We start from the raw sequence: 17,163 nt of genomic DNA, 5'->3' as shown, positions 1-17,163 counted from the left end.
GCAATTGATCTGTTTATTGCATTCTGCTGAATAATAGGGTGCGTAACACGCCGGCCCGTGCCAAGAGATGACAAAGCGAATGTCGGCTTCGGGCCGATCAGAAAGAGACCGCCAGACAGCCGGCCGCCTGCTGTCGCAGGCGCCGGCCACGATGCGCGCCGCGGCCTGTCAGGCCAGTTCGGCGAGGGTGGGAATCGACGGCTGCGCGCCCGCGCGCGTGACCGACAGCGCCGCCGCGCGTTGCGCGAAGCGGATCGCGGTATCGACGTCTTCCCCCGCGGCGAGCCGCGCGGCGAAACCGCCGATGAAGGTATCGCCGGCCGCGGTCGTGTCGATCGCCTGCACGACGGGCGCCGGATAGTGGCGCGCCGCGCCGTCGGCCGACAGCGCGAGCACGCCGCGCGCGCCGAGCGTGATCAGCACGTTGCGCGCGCCGCCCGCCTGCAGCATCCGCGCCGCGGCTTCTGCGTCGGCCGGGTCGCGCACCGGCAGCCCGGTGAGCGCGGCCGCCTCCACTTCGTTCGGGATCAGGTAATCGACCAGCGGCAGCCAGCCGTCCGGCAGCGGCGCGACCGCGGGCGCCGGATTGAGCACCACCGTGCGGCCGAGCCGCCGGCCAGCCGACAGCGCCGCGAACACGGCGTCCGGCGGCGTCTCGAGCTGGCAGATCAGCACGTCGGTCGCGGCCAGCGCGGCCTCGTGCCGCGCCACCGTCTCCGGCGTGACTTCGCCATTGCCGCCGGCGACGATCACGATCGTGTTCTGGCTCGCGTCGTCGACGACGATCAGCGCGACACCGGTCGACGCCGCCGCGCTCGTCGCGAGCCGCGCGCAATCGATGCCTTCGGCCTCGAGGCCGGCCCGCAGCGCTGCGCCGTGCGCGTCCGCGCCGACGCAGCCGATCATCGTGACCTGCGCGCCGAGGCGCGCGGCCGCGACGGCCTGGTTGCCGCCCTTGCCGCCCGCCGCCTGCGCGTAGGCATGGCCGGCGAGCGTTTCGCCCGGCAGCGGCAGCCGCGGCGCCCGCACGACGAGATCCATGTTGAGGCTGCCGACCACCGTCACGCGGCCGGCGCCCGTCGTGCGCGCCGTCATGCGCGAGCGCCGGGCGCGGCCGGCTCGCGGTAGATCGCCGTGGATTCGCGCAGCACGAGGCGCGGCGACACGACGCGGCGACGGCTCGGCGCAGCGGTCGAGCCGCCGCCGATCCGCTCGATCAGCGTCTGCGCGGCCATTTCGCCGAGCGCGCGCACCGACTGGCCGACCGTCGACAGTGCCGGATACGTGTAGCGGGAGAATTCGATGTCGTCGAAGCCGATGATCGAGCAGTCGTCCGGCACGCGCAATCCGCGCTCGGCCGCCGCGCGCAGCGCACCGACGCCCATCAGGTCGTTGCCCGCGAAAATCGCGCTCGGATGCACCGACTCGAACAGCCGCGACGCCGCGTGATAGCCGCCGAGGCACGAGAAATCGCTTTCCGCGATCGCGCCCGGCACGATGTCGATCCCGCGCTCGGCCATCGCGCGGATGAAGCCGTGCACGCGCATCGCGCTGACGGCCGTGTCGGTCGGCCCGGTGATGCAGCCGATCTTCGCGTGCCCGAGTTCGAGCAGGTGGCGCGTCGCCAGATACGCGCCGCGTTCGTGATCGATCTGCACGAGGTCGGCCGCGAGCCCCTCGATGTTGCGGTCGACGACGACGAGCGGCGCATGCGCGTGCGCGAGCGTCTGCGCGAGCACCGCGTCCTCGCCGGCCGATGCGACGATCAGCCCGTCGATGCGCTTTTCCTGCAGCACGCGCAAGTAGTTGCGCTGCTTCACGGGATCGTCGTCCGAGTTGCAGAAGAACACGCAATAGCCGTTGGCCGCGCACTGATCCTCGATGCCGCGCGCAAGCTCCGCGAAGTACGGATTCGTACTGTTCGGCACGACGAGTCCGATGGTCGCCGTCGAACGCGCCTTGAGCGAGCGCGCCACGGCCGACGGCACGTAATTCAGCTCACGGATCGCGCCCTCGACCTTCGCACGCACGTCCGCGGACACCGGCCGCGAATTGTTCACCACGTGCGACACGGTCGTAAACGACACGCCCGCCATGGCCGCCACATCCTTGATCGTCGCCATTTCCCGTTTCTCTCTGGTCTGCTTTCTGTGTAGTTCTTACCGGGCGCGGGCGCGCCGGCTGCGATACGTATCGAGCACGACCGCCACCACGATCACCGCCCCGGTGATGATCCGTTTGGTCGGCTCGTTCGCGCCGATCTGCGCCAACCCAGCGGCCAGCACGGAGATGATCAACACGCCGAAGAACGTGCTGATCACCGAGCCGCGCCCGCCCATCAGGCTCGTGCCGCCGATCACGACGGCCGCGATCACCTGCAGTTCGAGGCCCGCGCCCGCGTTCGGATCGGCGGCCTCGAGCCGCGAGATCTGGAACAGCGACGCGAGCCCGGCGAGCGCGCCCATCAATGCGAATACGAGGATTTTATACGGCCGCGGGTTAACCCCGGCGAGCCGCACGGCTTCCTCGTTCGTACCGATCCCGACGAGATAGCGCCCGAACACGGTACGCGTGAGCACGAACTGTGCCGCGATCATCACCGCGACCGCGATCAGGAACGCCGGCGAGATGCCGAGCGCGATCGGGTTCGACAGGAAATCGAACGCGTCGCCGATGTAGGCCGTGCGCGAATTCGTCAGCTGATAAGCGACGCCGCGCGCGGCCTCGAGCACGCCGAGCGACACGATGAACGACGGAATCCGCCAGCCCACCGTGATCGCCCCGGTCAGCGAGCCGGTCGCGGTCGCGACCGCGATCCCGATCAGCGCGGCCGGCAGCGGCCCCCACTGCCATTTCAGCGCGGCCACGCTGACCATCGACGCGGCCAGCGCGAGCACCGAGCCAACCGACAGGTCGATGCCGGCGATGATCAGCACGAAGGTCATCCCGACCGACATCACGACGAGATCGGGGATCTGGTTCGCGATCGTACTGAACGTATCGTAGGTCAGGAAATGCGAGCTCAGCGCCGAAAACAGCGCGATCATCGCGGCGAGCGCACCGGCGAGCCCGAGATAGTTCGACAGGCCGAGCCGCGTGCCGGACAGCGTGCGCGCGCGGCGCTCCGTCACGTCCTGCTGCGCGCCTGCGTCGCTCGGGGATACGGGAGGCTGGGTCATTGCTGTCGTCCTGTGGTCGAAGTGCCGGAAGCCGCGCGCGGCGCCGCTTGCGCATCCAGGTGGCGCGCGCCTTCCGGCAGCGCGTCGCGGCCGAAGCCGGCGAACGCCGCGGCCAGCAGCGCATCCTGGGTCCAGTTGCCGCGTTCGAACACGGCGGTCATGCGGCCGGCCGACATCACGCCGATCCGGTCGCAGATCAGCATCAGCTCGCGCAAGTCGCTCGAGACGACCACCAGCGCGCGGCCGTCGCGCGCGAGCGCGCCCATCAGCGTATAGATCTCGAATTTGGCGCCGACGTCGATTCCGCGGGTCGGCTCATCGAACAGCAGCACGCCCATGTCGCGCGCGAGCCAGCGGCCGATCACGACCTTCTGCTGGTTGCCGCCCGACAGTTCGCCGACCGGCTGTGCTGCGCCGTGCGTGCGGATCCGCAACGCGTCGATCTGCTGCTCGGCGAGCGCCGTTTCGCGCGCCGTATTGACGATGCCGCCGCGCGCGAGCTGCTCGAGCTGGCCGAGCGACACGTTCGACGTGACCGACTGCGACAGCAGCAGCCCTTCGCCCTTGCGGTCCTCGGTGATCAGCGCGATGCCGTGCCGCACCGCGTCGACGGGCGAAGCGATGCGCGCCGGCTTCAGCGGATCGCCGACCGAGATCATTCCGGCGTCCGGCGTATCCGCGCCGTAGATCAGCCGCAGCAATTCGGTGCGCCCCGCGCCGATCAGCCCCGAGATGCCGAAGATTTCGCCCGAGCGCACTTCGAGCGACACGTCCTGCACGGCCGTGCCGCGCGTCATGCCCGACACGGCGAGTCGCGGCGCGCCGATTCGGCGCGGACCGAGATCGATGTGCTCGCCGATCTCGCGCCCGACCATCAGCGTGACGAGCCCGTCGGACGTCGTCGCGGCCATGTCGCCGACATGCACGAGCCGGCCGTCGCGCAGCACCGCGACGCGCTCGGCGACGCGCGCGAGCTCGTCGAGCCGGTGCGAGATGTAGACGATCGCCACGCCGTGCGCCTTCAACCGGTCGATCTGCTCGAACAGCAGCTCGACCTCGCGTGCGGTCAGCATCGCGGTCGGCTCGTCGAGGATCAGCACGCGGCAGTCGCCGATCAGATTGCGCGCGATCTCGACCATCTGCTGGTGGCCGATGCCGAGCGCACCGACTGGCGTGTCGGGGTCGATCGCGTCGAGCCCGACACGCGCCATCGCCGCCTGCGCGTCGTCATGCAGCCGCGCGCGATCAATGATGCCGAAGCGTCGCGGCAGACGGTTCAGAAACAGGTTTTCGGCGACCGTCAGCGTCGGCAACAGGTTCAGCTCCTGCATCACCATGCGCACGCCGAGCGCTTCGGCCTGCGTGCGGCTCGCCGGCGCATAGGCCTGGCCGCCGAGCTGCATCGTGCCGGTCGTCGGGTCGACGAGCCCGCCGATGATCTTCGACAGCGTGCTCTTTCCGGCGCCGTTCTCGCCCGTCAGCGCGAGCGCCTCGCCCGGTGCGAGCGTCAGCGTGACGTCGGCGAGCACCGGTTCGGCGTAGGTCTTGCCCACGCCGGAGACGGACAGCACGGGAATGGCTGAACGGGAGGGTTGGAAGGTCGGTTCCATCGCGATCCTGATTGCGGCCGCGCGCACGCGACGCGCGGGTATGACGCTCACAAGTGCATGTGCATGCAGTGGCCGTGATCGCGCTCACTCCGTATAACGGCCGCCGGCCCGGATTCTTGAGGGCGGCGGCCGCGACGGGGCGGCGTTACTTCGTCACGAGATCCACCGGCGTCTCGACCACACCGGTCATGTCGGCCTGCTTGCGATGCTCGGCAATCGCCTTGAGCGCCGTGTCGATGCCGAACACGGCCTGCTTCGCCGCGTACTGGTCGGCGGTCGCGAGCACGCGGCCGTCCTTCAGCATCGGCTTGATCGCGTTGATGTTGTCGTAGCCGACCACGAACACCTTGCCCTGCTTGCCCGCGGCCCGCACCGCCGACACCGCGCCGATCGCCATGTTGTCGTTGCCGCACAGCAGCGCGCGCAGGTTCGGGTATTCGTTGAGCATCGCGGACGCGACCGCATTGCCCTTGTCGATCTCCCACTCGCCCGACTGCACCGACACGACCTTCATCCCGCCCGCCTTCATCGCATCCTGGAAGCCGGCCGTGCGCTGCTGCGCGTTGGTCGTCGTCGACACGCCTTCGAGGATACCGACCTGGTCGCCCGCCTTCAGCCGCTTCGCGAGGTAGTCGCCGATCTTGCGCGCGCCCTTGCGGTTGTCGGGGCCGACGAACGGCACGTTCAGGTTCTTCGACTTCAGCACGTCGGGGTCGAGCCGGTTGTCGATGTTCACGACGATGATGCCCGCGTCGACCGCCTTCTTCACGACCGGCACGAGCGCCTTCGAATCGGCCGGCGCGAGCACGATCGCATCGACCTTCGACACGATCATCTGCTCGACGATGCGGATCTGGTTCGCGGTGTCGGTCTCGTCCTTGATGCCGTTCGTGATCAGGTCGAACTGGCCGGCGTTGTGCTTCTGGTATTCCTTCGCGCCGGTTTCCATCGTCAGGAAGAACTCGTTGGCGAGCGACTTCATCACGAGCGCGACCTTCGGCTTGGCCCCCGCTTGCGCGTGGACGGCCGGTGCGGCGGCGACCGCGACGGCGGCAAGCGCGGCGGTCAGGAAACGACGGCGAAAGAGGACATTCATACACATCTCCTGGCGACTGGCCCGTGGGGCCGATTGGTGTCTGGTTGTTGTTTTAATGCGAGCAAACGTTTGCGCCCAATTACCCGGGCAGTGGCCATCGATGCTGCTTGTCGGTACCAAGGAATGGAAGCAGGCAGACGGCCGACTGCCTGGCGCGCGCTGTCGTCGACACGCCACCGCCGGCGGGAAGCCGGCGGAGTGAAAGCTATGCTGTACCGTTTCGGTTCGACGCGCAACCCGTCTGATCAATATTTAAGGGTTTATTCGGAGCACGCTGCGGCGCTTGCGGATTGCGGCGCGTTACATCGCATTCGACGGTGGCGCTTCGTTGCGATCGTGGACGAAACCGAGAAACCGTTTTCGGATTCGATGATGGGCCTTCGTCGGATCCGGCTTGTCCGTCGGCTTTGGTTTGCGTTTTCCACGTGTGCGCTGTTCCGGTTTCATTCGGCGCGATGCGATGGCGTTGCGATGGCGTTGCCGCCGCAGCAGGCTCGAGTCGGCTGCGGCAATGGCCGCGCAGCGCGCTGCCGACGCGGTTTGTCGATCCGCGTGCCGGCGCATTAAATCGTATCTTTGTGAAAAAGAGCGCGTCGCTCGAGAAGGTCGACGCGAGGCATGCGAATGTGCCGTCTTGTTGTTCTGTTTGATCGGCACATACGTGACGGTGGCCGCGCGTGGCAACGCGGATTGTCAGCGACGACGTCGATCGAAGGTTCGACACGTCGGCTCGCCATGACATGACGACGCGAAAACCACCGTCATGTCACCCATCGCGCAGCCCGTCCGGCGGGCGCTCGCCGCGCCCCCCGGGACACCGCCCCGCCGTCAGACCGTTTCGCGCAGCTGCGCGGCGATTTCCGCTTCGTTCAGTTGCGGCGCGAACATCTCGATCAGCCGGTACGCATACGCGCGCAGGAATGCGCCCTTGCGCAGCCCGACCCGCGTCGTGCTCGCCTCGAACAGGTGCTGCGTGTCGAGCGCGACGAGGCCGGTGTCGCGCTGCGGATCGAAGGCCATCGCCGCGACGACGCCGATCCCCATCCCGAGCTCGACGTAGGTCTTGATCACGTCCGCGTCGATCGCGGTCAGCACGACGTCGGGCACCGCGCCGGCCTGCGTGAACGCCTGGTCGATGTGCGAGCGGCCCGTGAAGTCCTGGTCATACGTGATGATCGGATACTCGGCGATTTCGTCGAGCGTCAGGTTCTCGCGGCCGACGAGCGGATGCCCCTTCGGCACGACCACCGTGTGGTGCCACGAATAGCACGGGAACGTCACGATGTCCGGATAGCGGTCGAGCGCCTCGGTCGAGATGCCGAGATCGGCTTCGCCATTGAGGATCATCTGCGCGATCTGCTGCGGGCTGCCCTGGCGCAGCGCGAGATGCACCTTCGGGAACACGTCGGTGAACTGCCGGATCACCTTCGGCAGCGCGTAGCGCGCCTGCGTGTGCGTGGTCGCGACGACGAGGTGGCCGCTGTCCTGGTCGGCGAACTGGCGCGCGACGCGGCGCAGGTTCTCGGCATCGAGCAGCATCCGCTCGATCAACTGGTGCACGGCCTTGCCGGGCTCCGTGAGCCCCGTGAGCCGCTTGCCGCGCCGGATGAAGATGTCGACGCCCAGTTCGTCCTCGAGATCCTTGATCTGCTTCGACACGCCCGACTGCGACGTGTACAGCACGTTCGCGACTTCCGTCAGATTCATGTTCTGCCGCACGGCTTCGCGCACGAAACGCAATTGCTGAAAATTCATGGGTATGCCTCTTAGGCTGTCGTTGTTCGAATGTCGCTCCGGAGCGGTATCCGCCCTCTTCTCTTTACCGGGTTCGGCGTCAGTGTGCGGGAAATACCCGCACCGCGCGCGGTACGGCCGTCGCACCGTCGCCGACCTGCAGCGCGAGCGCACGCCACGCGTCGCGATCGAGTTCCGCTTCGAGTGCGCCGCCCGTGCGCGCCTCGAGTTCGACCCGCACCGAGCCGCCGAGCGGGATCACGCGGCGCACGTCCACCGCGATGCCGTCGCGATGACCGTCGCCGGCCGGCCACAGCTGCAGGTCGTGCGGCCGCACGTACGCGTTCGCGGGGCCCGCGAAATCGGCATCGACCGCGATCGGGGCCGCCGCGCCCTCGGCGACGAAGCCACGGCCGGCGACGGTGCCCGGCAGGCGGTTCGCCGCGCCGAGAAATTCGTAGACGAACGCGCTTTGCGGATGATCGTAGACGTCCTGCGGGCTGCCGACCTGCTCCACGTGCCCGCGGTTCAGCACGACGATCCGGTCGGCCACTTCCAGCGCCTCTTCCTGGTCGTGCGTGACGAAGATCGTCGAAATGTGCAGATCGTCGTGCAGGCGCCGCAGCCAGCTACGCAGTTCCTTGCGCACCTTCGCGTCGAGCGCGCCGAACGGCTCGTCGAGCAGCAGCACCTTCGGCTCGACCGCGAGCGCGCGGGCGAGCGCGATCCGCTGGCGCTGGCCGCCCGACAGCTCGGACGGATAGCGCTGCGCGAGCCAGTCGAGCTGCACGAGCTTCAGCAGCTCGTGCACCTTGTCGCGGATCACGGCTTCCGACGGCCGCTCGCGGCGCGGTTTCACGCGCAGCCCGAACGCGACGTTCTCGAATACGGTCATGTGGCGAAACAGCGCGTAATGCTGGAACACGAAGCCGACCTGGCGATCGCGCGCGCCCACCGACGCGACGTCGAGCCCCTGCAGCACGACCTGGCCGGCGTCCGCGTGCTCGAGGCCCGCGATCACGCGCAGCAGCGTGGTCTTGCCGCAGCCGGACGGCCCGAGCAGCGCGACGAGCTCGCCCGCGGGGAAGTCGAGCGACACGTTGTCGAGGGCGGTGAAATCGCCGAAGCGCTTTTGAAGGTGACGGACGGTGATACCCATTCTGGTTGCCTCTTTACGATTTCGACGAAATGGCGGCGACGGGGCCGGCATGAGCGGGAACGTCATCGCGTGCGCCGGCCAGTTCGGCGGCGAGATGACGCTCGGCGAGCAGCTTCAGCGCGAGCGTGACGAGCGCGAGCAGCGCCAGCACCGACGCCACCGCGAACGCCGCCGCGAAGTTGTATTCGTTGTACAGGATCTCGACGTGCAGCGGCATCGTGTCGGTCACGCCGCGAATGTGGCCGGACACGACCGACACCGCACCGAACTCGCCCATCGCGCGCGCATTGCACAGGATCACGCCGTACAGCAGGCCCCACTTCACGTTCGGCAGCGTCACGCGCCGGAAGATCTGCCAGCCCGACGCACCGAGCACGCGCGCGGCCTCTTCCTCGTCGGTGCCCTGCGCCTGCATCAGCGGGATCAGCTCGCGCGCGACGAACGGGAACGTGACGAAGATCGTCGCGAGCACGATGCCCGGCACCGCGAAGATGATCTGCACGTCGTGGTCCTGCAGCCACGGCCCGAGCCAGCCCTGCGCGCCGAACAGCAGCACGTAGACGAGGCCCGAGATGACCGGCGACACGGAGAACGGCAGGTCGATCAGCGTGGTCAGCAATGCCTTGCCGCGAAATTCGAATTTCGCGATCGCCCACGACGCGCACACGCCGAACACGAGGTTCAGCGGCACCGCGATCACGGCGACCGTCAGCGTCAGCTTGATCGCCGACCATGCGTCCGGATCGGCGAGCGATTCGAGATAGAAGCCGACGCCCTTGCGCAGCGCCTCGAAGAACACCGCGGCGAGCGGCACGACGAGGAAGAACGCGAGGAACGCCAGCGCGATGCCCGTGAGCAGCCAGCGCACGACGCGCGACTCGCTGACGGGGTCGGGCCGTTTCGCGGCACGCGCGCGCGCGGCGGACGGGGTGTTCAGCACGGCACTGGACTCCTGGCTCATTGCTGGCCTCCCTGGACGGTCGCGGCAATGGTTGCGCTCGACGGCGCGGGGCCGCTCGCCCCCTTGCTCGTACGACGCTGCAGATACCACTGCAGCGTGTTGATCAGGAGCAGCATCAGGAACGACACGACCAGCATCACGACCGCCAGCGCGGTCGCGCCCGCATAGTCGTACTGCTCGAGCTTCGTGATGATCAGGAGCGACGTGATCTCGGATTTCATCGGCACGTTGCCGGCGATGAAGATCACCGACCCGTATTCGCCGAGCGCGCGCGCGAACGCCAGCGCGAAGCCGGTGAGCAGCGCCGGCAGCACGGCCGGCAACACGACGCGGCGGAACGTCAGCCAGCGCGATGCGCCGAGGCACGCGGCGGCCTCCTCCTGCTCGCGCTCGAAATCCTCGAGCACGGGCTGCACGGTGCGCACGACGAACGGCAGCCCGATGAAGGTCAGCGCCACCAGCACGCCGATGGGCGTGAACGCGATCTTGATGCCGAACGGCGCGAGATACTGGCCGACCCAGCCGTTGGTCGCATAGACGGCTGCCAGCGAAATGCCCGCGACCGACGTCGGCAACGCGAACGGCAGGTCGACGATCGCGTCGACGAGGCGCTTCAACGGGAACCGGTAGCGCACCAGCACCCACGCGACGAGAAAGCCGAACACGGCGTTGATCAATGCGCCGCCCAGGGCGGCGGAAAACGTCAGCCGGTACGACGCGAGTACGCGCGGCGACGTGACGGCGGTGACGAACTGGTCCCACGACAAAGTCGCGGTCTTCAGGAACGTGGCGGCGAGCGGGATCAGCACCACGAGGCTCAAATAGGCCACCGTGATGCCAAGCGTCACGCCGAAGCCGGGCAGCGCGCTCGGCTTGCGAAAGGTGTACGTCGTCATCGGATGCTCTTGCTGGGTCGATGCTGCTCATGGGTCCGACGCAAACGCCGGCGCGGGGAATCGCGCCGGCGGCCGTCGGGGATGCGGCGCGCTATCGTGGCGCACCGCTGTCGTTATGGGTTTGCTGCGTGGTGTTACTGTTCGCGTTACTGCGGCTTGTAGATCGAGTCGAACACGCCGCCGTCCGCGAAATGCGTCTTCTGCGCATTCGTCCAGCCGCCGAACGTGTCGTCGACCGTGTACAGCTTCAGCTTCGGGAACTGCTTCGTCAGCTCCGCCGGCACGTTCTTCGAACGCGGACGGTAGTAGTTGCGCGCCGCGATCTCCTGGCCCTGCGGGCTGTACAGGAAATTCAGGTAGGCCTCCGCCAGCTTGCGCGTGCCCTTCTTGTCGACCACCTTGTCGACCACCGCGACGGGCGGCTCGGCCAGGATGCTCACCGACGGCACGACGATCTCGAACTTGTCGGTGCCGAATTCCTTGATCGACAGGAACGCCTCGTTCTCCCACGCGATCAGCACGTCGCCGATCCCGCGCTGCACGAAGCTCGTCGTCGCGCCACGCGCGCCCGAATCGAGCACGCCTGCATTCTTGTAGAGCTTCGTCACGAATTCCTTCGCGCCCTGCTCGTTACCGCCCGGCTTGTGCACGGCATACGACCATGCGGCCAGGTAGTTCCAGCGCGCACCGCCCGAGGTCTTCGGGTTCGGCGTGACGATCGAGATGCCCGGCTTGGTCAGATCGTCCCAGTCCTTGATCCCTTTCGGGTTGCCCTTGCGCACGAGGAACACGATCGTCGACGTGTACGGCGATGCGTTGTCCGGCAGGCGCTTTTGCCAGTCCTTGTTCACCAGCCCCTTGTTGGCGAGCGCGTCGATGTCGTAGGCGAGCGCCAGCGTGACGACGTCGGCCTGCAGGCCGTCGAGTACCGAGCGCGCCTGCGCGCCCGAGCCGCCGTGCGACTGCTTGAAGTTGACCGTCTCGCCCGTCTTCGCCTTCCACGCCTTGCCGAACGCCTGGTTGAAGTCCTGATACAGCTCGCGCGTCGGGTCGTACGACACGTTCAGGAACGTCGTATCGGCCTGCGCATGCGTGACGACGCCCAACGCCGCCGCCGCGCCGAGCGCGAGTGTTGCAATCAGGCGGCCCGCTCCGCCCACCAGCCCCGTATTGCGCTTCGCCATCCTTGGTTCTCCAGTGTTGTCGATGTTGCGATGTCGGGCCAGTCTAGCGAACGGGTTACATGATTAAAAATAATCGTTCTTCATTTTTTAATACTCAAAAGTGCTAACGCAGACTGGGCGGACGGTTGCGGCAGACAAACCGGCGTCCGGACGTCGCGAAATCGCGGCGGAACCGGCGCGATCGCGTCGAACCTCAAGTAACACTTGAAATTCGCGAAGTACTGTATAAAAATACAGCTCACTGTCTATCCATACAGTTAAGCCATGACCAAACTCACCGCACGTCAGCAGCAAGTGTTCGACTTGATCCGCCGGGCGATCGAGCGCTCCGGTTTCCCGCCCACGCGCGCCGAGATCGCGGCCGAGCTGGGTTTCAGCTCGCCGAACGCGGCCGAGGAACACCTCCGTGCGCTGGCGCGCAAGGGCGTGATCGAGCTCGCCGCCGGCGCGTCGCGCGGCATTCGCCTGCTCGGCATCGAAGATGCGCCGCACCAGTTCACGCTGCCGCACGCCGGCCTGATGCAACTGTCGCTGCCGCTCGTCGGCCGGGTGGCGGCCGGTAGCCCGATCCTCGCGCAGGAGCACATCTCGCAGCATTACGCATGCGATCCCGCGCTCTTCACGAGCAAGCCCGACTACCTGCTGAAGGTGCGCGGCCTGTCGATGCGCGACGCCGGCATTCTCGACGGCGACCTCCTCGCCGTGCAGAAGCGCACGGAAGCGAAGGACGGCCAGATCATCGTCGCGCGTCTGGGCGACGACGTCACGGTCAAGCGCCTGATGCGCCGGCCCGGCGGCCTCGAGCTGATCGCCGAGAATCCGGATTACGAAAACATCTTCGTCAAGGCCGGCAGCGCGGAATTCGCGCTGGAAGGCATCGCCGTCGGGCTGATCCGCTCGGGCGAACTCTGACAATCGGTCTCGCTGAGGAGAACACCATGGAACGCCTTTCCCGTTTGCTGCCTTTCCGTCAATTCGGTCGCCTGCGTCACCTGCGCGGCCGCACGCCCTGTGCGCCGCTGTCCGCCGCGGCGCCCGTGGTGAGCCAAGAAGTCGCAGTTGAACGGCAGGCGTCGCTGCTGCCGTCGGCGCTTCCCGCATTCGCGCGGGTTTCGCTGAATGCCGGCCTGAATCACGCGGAACCGGCGCGCCGTGCGCCCGTGCGCGTCTATCACGGTCGGTCGCGGCTGATCATGGTGGGGACGATCGATGCCGTGTGCCGGATGATCGATCGCTGCATCGCCGAGGAACGATCGTCCACGCACGGCGGTCTCTGATTGCGGAACCTGTTCGCACCGGAGGCATCGTGACTGGATCTTCGGGCCGCGCGTGGCGGCTCAAGCCCGTGCTGATCGTCGTGCTGGCCGTCGCCATTCTGGCGGCGGTCGGCTATGCATACGCGTCGCCGTACGTCGCGCTAGGTCGCCTGAAATCGGCGATCGACGCGCGCGATTCGCAGGCGGTCAGCGAATATGTCGACTTTCCGTCGCTGCGCATCAGCCTGAAGCAGCAGGTCACGGAAGAGTTGATGCGCCGGATCGACGCGGTGAAGAAGGACAATCCGTTCGCGGTGATTGGCGCGCTGATCGGATCTGCGTTGATCGGCCCGCTGGTCGATGCGTATGCGACACCGGAAGGTGTGGCGGCGCTGATGAGCGGCATCCCGCCGCGCGGTAACCCGGGCGAGCGGCCCCCCGACTGGTCGGGGCCGCCGGCAGGCAATGCGCCCGCCAACGCACCGGCCGCGCCACCGGCCAATCCGGCTAGCGCACCCATGCCGGGCAGCAATGCCACCGCGTCGGCTGCATCGGCGCCGGCGTCTGCGCCCGCACCCACGCCCACGCCCGCGCCCGCCCCGGCGAGCCCGAGCGACGCGGGCCATCCGCAGCAAACGAGTGCCGGCTACCGGAATATCGATGAATTCGTCGTGACCTACCAGCGCAGCGCCGACGGCACGCGCTATGCGGCGGTCTTCCGCCGCTTCGGCCTGTTCTCGTGGAAGCTGTCCGCGATCGACCTGCACGCCTGAGCAATCGCAGTCGTCACGGTCGCGCTCGATGCCGCCGATGCGGCACTGCGCGCGACCGCGCCTGAATCGCAGGCCATCCGGCCGTTCACGCGATTGCTGCGTTACTTGCCGTTCGAGATGGCCGCTTCGCGTTCGCGCGCGATCTCGGCCTTTTGCTCTTCGGCCGACGAACACGCGACCAGAATGCTGCAGTTCACGCGATCGAGCAGTTGCGTGTTGCCCGACCCCATCCACCATCTCGACAACCCGCTACGGCACCGATGGCCGACGACGACGAGGTCGGCCTTCAACTCCGTCGCGAGATTCGCGATTTCGTCGATCGGATAGCCGAACGCGAAATGGCCTTCCGCCTGAACGCCGCGCTCGCGCAGCCAGTTCACGCCTTCTTGCAGGATCTCGCGCGCGGTTTCCTCGAAGCGGCCGCACGCGACGTCGGTCAGCAACCCGGCGCTTTGCGCGATGCTCGAGCGCATGTCGACGACCGACAGCAAATGCGTTTCCGCCTTCAGGTCCAGCGCGAGGTTGGCACCGCACCGCAATGCCTTGCGCCCCTCGAGCGTGCCGTCGTAGCACAGCAGAATCTTGTTGTAGCTAGCCATGAAACCTCCCTATCGCGACTACGTGCGCTATGCACTCATCATGGTGCGCCGCAATTGAGGACGCAAGGGATGGAAAACGCTGATTCGCCACGCGGGGCGCGCCGGCGATGATGCGGTGCACGATCCGTGCGCCGACGCACCATGCCGCACCGGCATGCGCTGAAGAGACGCAGCCGATGCACTAGAATGGCCCGTTCGTACCCTCGACGTGCGTTCGCCCCGGTCATGCTCATGTGACACGCATTCGCCCGATCCGTTCGCCGGCCCGGATGCCCAGTCAGCCAGCCGGCCGGCCGCGAAACGCGTCCGTGCCCGCTTACAACGACAAACTGCCCATGTCCGTTGCACCGATCGATTTCCGGAACGTTGAAAAGCGCTATGGCGACAAGCTCGTCGTCAACGACCTCTCCTTCCACGTGCAGGCCGGCGAATGCTACGGCCTGCTCGGGCCGAACGGCGCCGGCAAGACCACGACGCTGAAGATGCTGCTCGGCCTCGTGTATCCCGATGCCGGCGCCATTTCACTGTGCGGCGAGCCCGTTCCGACACGCGCGCGGCATGCGCGCCGGCGCGTCGGGGTCGTCCCGCAGTTCGACAATCTCGATCCGGACTTCACGGTCCGCGAAAACCTGCTCGTGTTCAGCCGCTATTTCGGGATGTCAGCGCAGGCCGCACGCGCGCTCGTGCAGCCGCTGCTCGAATTCGCGAAACTGGAAAACAAGGCCGATGCCAAGGTGGGCGAACTGTCGGGCGGGATGAAGCGGCGTCTGACGCTCGCCCGCGCGCTCGTCAACGATCCCGACGTGCTGGTGCTCGACGAACCGACCACAGGCCTCGATCCGCAGGCGCGGCACCTGATGTGGGAGCGGTTGCGCTCGCTGCTCGCGCGCGGCAAGACGATCCTGATCACCACGCATTTCATGGAGGAAGCCGAACGCCTGTGCGACCGGCTGTGCGTGATCGAGGAAGGCCGCAAGATCGCCGAAGGCGCGCCGCATGCGCTGATCGAATCCGAGATCGGCTGCGACGTGATCGAGATCTACGGGCCCGAGCCGGTCGCGTTGCGCGACGAGCTGGCGCCGTTCGCGAAGCACACCGAGATCAGCGGCGAAACGCTGTTCTGCTACGTGACCGATCCCGAGCCGCTCAGTGCGCGACTCAAGGGACGCACGGGGTTGCGCTATCTGCATCGTCCGGCCAATCTGGAAGACGTATTCCTGCGGCTCACGGGCCGCGAAATGCAGGACTGATCGATCATGGACGCACGCAACTATTCCGCCGCGGCCCCGTCCGCGCCGCCCCGCGAGTCACGCTTCGCGATCGCACTGCCCGCGAATGCGACCAACTGGATCGCCGTGTGGCGGCGCAACTACCTCGTGTGGCGCAAGCTCGCGCTCGCATCCATGTTCGGCAATCTCGCCGATCCGATGATCTATCTGTTCGGGCTGGGGTTCGGGCTCGGCCTGATGCTCGGCCACGTCGACGGCGTGTCGTATATCGCGTTCCTCGCCGCCGGCACGGTCGGTTCGAGCGTGATGATGTCCGCGAGCTTCGAGTCGATGTATTCCGGCTTCTCGCGGATGCACGTGCAGCGCACCTGGGAAGCGATCATGCACACGCCGCTCTCGCTGGGCGACATCGTGCTCGGCGAGATTGTCTGGGGTGCGAGCAAGGCGCTGCTGTCGGGTGTCGCGATCATGCTCGTCGCGGGCCTGCTCGGCTATGCGCACTTTCCGTCGATGCTCGCGGCGTTGCCCGTGATCGCGCTCGCCGGCCTCGCGTTCGCGAGCACCGCGATGATCGTCACGGCGCTCGCGCCGTCCTACGACTTCTTCATGTTCTATCAGACGCTCGTGCTGACGCCGATGCTGCTGCTGTCGGGTGTGTTCTTCCCGCTCACGCAGCTGCCGCCGATCGCGCAGCGCGCGGCGCACGTGCTGCCGCTCGCGAACGCGGTCGAACTGATCCGGCCCGCGATGCTCGGCCGGCCGGCGACGGACGTCGGCCTGCATCTCGCGGTGCTCGCCGGCTATGCGATCGGCGGATTCCTGGTCTGCGCGTGGCTGTTCCGGCGGCGGATGATGCGCTGACCGGCGCATCCGGCGCCGGCCCGATGCGACGACATTGAGACGCCGTCAGACGACGTTACTCGTCGTCATCGCTCCACGGGATTTCGACGTCGGTCAGGAATGCGACGGTCGCCAGCGGGCCGCCTTCCTGGCGACCGAGCTTGCCGTCCGCCCGATGCCATTCGACGCGGAATTGCGTACCCGGATCGTCGGCGATCAGATAGACCGCACGCAGCTCTTCCGCGTCGGCTTCGGCGACCGGGCCGTCGAACGACACCAGCATCTTCTGCGGCCACAGGCCGTTCACCGGATCGTAAATGCGGTCGCCTTGCGGAATCTCGATGCTGGCCTCGACGCCGATCGTGGCGGAGGCCTCGATGATCATCGTGCCGAGCGCGTTCAGCACGGCAGTCGCCCGCGCGGAATTGGCCTGGCGGATCGCGAGATCGCCGCGCGTCAGCGCCTTTTCGAGTCGAGGATGAATCTTCGGTTGGGTCATGCGTTTTCCTGTTTGCTTCTTGTAAAGGGCACCGCACGTGCGAAGCGGCGGCGCCGGATGAATACGACGATCACGCGACGGGATCGGTCAGCGCGCGGCGCGGCGGCCATCCCGCAGGGCCGGTCGCCGGCTGCCCCGGCGCTTGTTC

Annotated in this window: 18 protein-coding genes; 6 read left to right on the top strand and 12 right to left on the bottom strand. The window is 67.3% G+C overall.

Annotation, left to right across the window (positions count from 1 at the left end; all coding sequences use genetic code 11):
* Positions 1-168 precede the first annotated feature (168 nt).
* The 5 genes from rbsK to BAMB_RS07615 all read right to left on the bottom strand — a co-directional run bounded on the left by rbsK (position 169) and on the right by BAMB_RS07615 (position 5,885).
* Positions 169-1,095 carry a ribokinase gene (gene rbsK / locus BAMB_RS07635; protein WP_011656798.1) on the bottom strand — a complete coding sequence of 309 codons (927 nt, stop codon included), beginning with the start codon at positions 1,093-1,095 and terminating at the stop codon, positions 169-171.
* On the bottom strand, positions 1,092-2,123 hold the full coding sequence (locus BAMB_RS07630; RefSeq protein WP_006759468.1) for a LacI family DNA-binding transcriptional regulator: 1,032 nt from the start codon (positions 2,121-2,123) through the stop codon (positions 1,092-1,094). The genes rbsK and BAMB_RS07630 overlap by 4 nt, the downstream gene beginning before the upstream one ends.
* Before the next feature lie 36 nt (positions 2,124-2,159).
* Positions 2,160-3,179 (bottom strand): ABC transporter permease, encoded by a 1,020-nt coding sequence (locus tag BAMB_RS07625; protein ID WP_011656797.1) that lies wholly within the window; start codon positions 3,177-3,179, stop codon positions 2,160-2,162.
* Positions 3,176-4,789, bottom strand: a complete 1,614-nt coding sequence (locus BAMB_RS07620) for a sugar ABC transporter ATP-binding protein (protein ID WP_011656796.1) — start codon at positions 4,787-4,789, stop codon at positions 3,176-3,178. The genes BAMB_RS07625 and BAMB_RS07620 overlap by 4 nt, the downstream gene beginning before the upstream one ends.
* A gap of 145 nt (positions 4,790-4,934) precedes the next feature.
* Positions 4,935-5,885 (bottom strand): sugar ABC transporter substrate-binding protein, encoded by a 951-nt coding sequence (locus tag BAMB_RS07615; RefSeq protein WP_011656795.1) that lies wholly within the window; start codon positions 5,883-5,885, stop codon positions 4,935-4,937.
* 207 nt (positions 5,886-6,092) lie between these two features.
* Here BAMB_RS07615 and BAMB_RS35215 point away from each other — a divergent pair, with 207 nt between their 5' ends.
* A complete protein-coding gene (locus tag BAMB_RS35215; RefSeq protein WP_158380519.1) occupies positions 6,093-6,452 on the top strand; it encodes a hypothetical protein in 360 nt (119 codons plus the stop codon).
* A 261-nt stretch (positions 6,453-6,713) separates the two neighbouring features.
* Here the strand turns inward: BAMB_RS35215 and BAMB_RS07605 are convergent, their stop codons facing one another.
* The 5 genes from BAMB_RS07605 to BAMB_RS07585 form a co-directional block, all read right to left on the bottom strand.
* Positions 6,714-7,640, bottom strand: coding sequence for a CysB family HTH-type transcriptional regulator (locus tag BAMB_RS07605; RefSeq protein WP_006755334.1), 927 nt, complete (start codon positions 7,638-7,640; stop codon positions 6,714-6,716).
* A 79-nt stretch (positions 7,641-7,719) separates the two neighbouring features.
* Entirely contained in the window at positions 7,720-8,778 is a 1,059-nt protein-coding gene (locus BAMB_RS07600; RefSeq protein WP_011656793.1) for a sulfate/molybdate ABC transporter ATP-binding protein, read from the bottom strand.
* Between the two features lie 13 nt (positions 8,779-8,791).
* A complete protein-coding gene (gene cysW / locus BAMB_RS07595) occupies positions 8,792-9,739 on the bottom strand; it encodes a sulfate ABC transporter permease subunit CysW (RefSeq protein WP_011656792.1) in 948 nt (315 codons plus the stop codon).
* The gene (gene cysT, locus BAMB_RS07590) at positions 9,736-10,635 is read right to left on the bottom strand and encodes a sulfate ABC transporter permease subunit CysT (RefSeq protein ID WP_011656791.1); all 900 of its coding nucleotides are present in this window, start codon (positions 10,633-10,635) and stop codon (positions 9,736-9,738) included. The genes cysW and cysT overlap by 4 nt, the downstream gene beginning before the upstream one ends.
* 146 nt (positions 10,636-10,781) lie before the next feature.
* Positions 10,782-11,819, bottom strand: a complete 1,038-nt coding sequence (locus tag BAMB_RS07585; protein WP_011656790.1) for a sulfate ABC transporter substrate-binding protein — start codon at positions 11,817-11,819, stop codon at positions 10,782-10,784.
* Between the two features lie 264 nt (positions 11,820-12,083).
* Here BAMB_RS07585 and lexA point away from each other — a divergent pair, with 264 nt between their 5' ends.
* The 3 genes from lexA to BAMB_RS07570 are packed head-to-tail and all read left to right on the top strand — an operon-like array spanning position 12,084 to position 13,848.
* Positions 12,084-12,731: a transcriptional repressor LexA gene (gene lexA / locus BAMB_RS07580; protein ID WP_006759459.1), complete on the top strand. Its 648-nt coding sequence runs from the start codon at positions 12,084-12,086 to the stop codon at positions 12,729-12,731.
* 26 nt (positions 12,732-12,757) lie between these two features.
* The gene (locus BAMB_RS07575; RefSeq protein ID WP_006754654.1) at positions 12,758-13,096 is read left to right on the top strand and encodes a hypothetical protein; all 339 of its coding nucleotides are present in this window, start codon (positions 12,758-12,760) and stop codon (positions 13,094-13,096) included.
* A 29-nt stretch (positions 13,097-13,125) separates the two neighbouring features.
* Positions 13,126-13,848, top strand: coding sequence for a DUF2939 domain-containing protein (locus BAMB_RS07570; protein WP_011656789.1), 723 nt, complete (start codon positions 13,126-13,128; stop codon positions 13,846-13,848).
* A gap of 101 nt (positions 13,849-13,949) precedes the next feature.
* On the opposite strand, the gene BAMB_RS07565 is transcribed toward BAMB_RS07570, so the two are convergent.
* The gene (locus BAMB_RS07565) at positions 13,950-14,447 is read right to left on the bottom strand and encodes a universal stress protein (protein ID WP_011656788.1); all 498 of its coding nucleotides are present in this window, start codon (positions 14,445-14,447) and stop codon (positions 13,950-13,952) included.
* 335 nt (positions 14,448-14,782) lie between these two features.
* On the opposite strand from BAMB_RS07565, the gene nodI reads away from it, so the two are divergent.
* Entirely contained in the window at positions 14,783-15,697 is a 915-nt protein-coding gene (nodI, locus tag BAMB_RS07560; protein WP_012363817.1) for a nodulation factor ABC transporter ATP-binding protein NodI, read from the top strand.
* 6 nt (positions 15,698-15,703) lie between these two features.
* Positions 15,704-16,537 carry an ABC transporter permease gene (locus tag BAMB_RS07555; RefSeq protein WP_011656786.1) on the top strand — a complete coding sequence of 278 codons (834 nt, stop codon included), beginning with the start codon at positions 15,704-15,706 and terminating at the stop codon, positions 16,535-16,537.
* Between the two features lie 55 nt (positions 16,538-16,592).
* Here the strand turns inward: BAMB_RS07555 and BAMB_RS07550 are convergent, their stop codons facing one another.
* Entirely contained in the window at positions 16,593-17,015 is a 423-nt protein-coding gene (locus BAMB_RS07550) for a hypothetical protein (protein WP_006754649.1), read from the bottom strand.
* Between the last annotated feature and the right edge of the window lie 148 nt (positions 17,016-17,163).

The organism is Burkholderia ambifaria AMMD, assembly GCF_000203915.1.
GTDB lineage: Bacteria > Pseudomonadota > Gammaproteobacteria > Burkholderiales > Burkholderiaceae > Burkholderia > Burkholderia ambifaria.
This window is presented reverse-complemented; position numbering and strand designations above follow the sequence as displayed.